We start from the raw sequence: 1,858 nt of genomic DNA on the forward strand, positions 1-1,858 counted from the left end.
TTGTGTGCCAGGCATGGCATCTATCTAGGTGGTGAAAGTCCACTGTGGGGGTACACATCGACCAACCACTAAGGAAGCGCAAGGTACTTATCGTGAGGTAAGGGCTGGAGGAAGCGTGGAATAAAATCTTGGCTCGACGAACAGGAATCTGATACTAAGGCTCTATAAAGGGATTAAACTCCAAGACAAGTTAAAGTCCAAAAGATGTGCGTAACCTTATAGAGTAAATCAGGCGAGTAAAAGAGGAAAGATAGGTGTCTTACCCTGGGAGGTCTTGCGGATGTACGGATGTACAGTCGAAAAAGGTTAGTCGCAAGAAGTCAGCAGAAGCCATAGTAATGAATTCATTTCATGAAGGGCTGAACAATTTATAGTGTTTCAACGCCACGAATGCGGAAGTGACATACTCCGAATGTGTTAATGGTGAAAGTATGAGCGTACCTCAAAGGATAACCAAAATGGAGTTATCACTTACTACGTGAGAGGAAGGGAGAAACGAGTGTGGAACTTTTAGAACAAATCCTAAGTAATCAAAATATGAATGAAGCCTACCTACGTGTCTATAAAAATAAAGGTGCAAGTGGGGTCGACGGAATAACAGTCGACGAACTGAAGCAATACCTGAAAGAGAACAAAGATGAACTGCGTCAGCGCATCAGAACAAGAAAATACCAACCACAAGCTGCCTTAAGAGTGGAAATCCCAAAAGAAAACGGAAAGATGCGCAAATTGGGAATACCAACAGTAGTGGATAGAGTCGTTCAACAGGCCATTCATCAGGTTCTCAGTCCGATATTTGAAGAACAGTTTAGCGAATTCAGCTACGGCTTCAGACCAAAAAGAAGTTGTGAAATGGCGATTATAAAAAGCCTGGAGTTTCTGAATGAGGAACATGATTGGGTAGTGGACATTGACCTTGAAAGATTCTTCGATACCGTCCATCACGATAAACTCATGAGGATCATATCCAACACCATAAAAGACGGAAATGTCATCTCGTTAATCAGAAAATACTTAGTCAGTGGAGTCATGGTGAATGGAAAATATGAAGACACACCTGTCGGTACTCCGCAAGGAGGCAACCTCAGTCCACTATTAAGTAATATAATGTTAAACGAACTTGATAAGGAACTGGAGAAAAGAGGATTAAGGTTCGTGAGGTACGCTGATGATGCCCTTATCTTTGTGAAAAGTGAAAAGGCAGCGAACCGAGTAATGAGCACAATCGTGAGATTTATAGAAGAAAAATTAGGCCTGATAGTCAACGTAGAGAAGAGTAGAATCTCACGTCCAAAAGAATTGAAATTCCTAGGATTTGGGTATTATTACGATGTTAATAACAACAGCTATAAAGTGAAACCTCATCCAAGTTCTGTACAGAAGTTTCAAAGGAAACTTCGACAACTGACAAAGCGAAATTGGAGTGTTCCACTAGACTACCGTATACTGAAATTGAAACAAGTAATAGTTGGATGGGTAAATTACTTCAGAGTGGCAAACATGAAAAAAGTCGCTGAACGAATAGACACAAAGCTTCGCTCTAGAATAAGGGTCATCATCTGGAAACAATGGAAAGTATCAAGAAAACAAATCAAATCGCTAATCAAACTAGGGATACCAGAAGAAGAAGCGAAAGGATTAACCTACTGTCGAAAAGGCTACCGATTCATAGGATTATCTAAAGTCGTACAAAGAGCAATCTCAAACAAAAGACTAAAGCAGAGGGGAGTCCCCTCTGCTTTAGAGCATTATCTAAAAGTACACACTGTAATATAAATTGAAACGCCGTATACGCGAACCGTACGTACGGTGTTGTGAGAGGGGCGAAAATAATACATTTATTTTCCCTCTACTCGAT

The 1,858-nt window shown here is 40.7% G+C and carries 1 protein-coding gene; it reads left to right on the forward strand.

Annotated elements, in window-relative coordinates:
• Positions 1 to 501 precede the first annotated feature (501 nt).
• Positions 502 to 1,776, forward strand: a complete 1,275-nt coding sequence (gene ltrA / locus AC1DIV_RS29865) for a group II intron reverse transcriptase/maturase (RefSeq protein ID WP_063596397.1) — start codon at positions 502 to 504, stop codon at positions 1,774 to 1,776.
• The last annotated feature ends 82 nt before the right edge of the window (positions 1,777 to 1,858 follow it).

Source organism: Peribacillus sp. 05N428 (assembly GCF_056397085.1).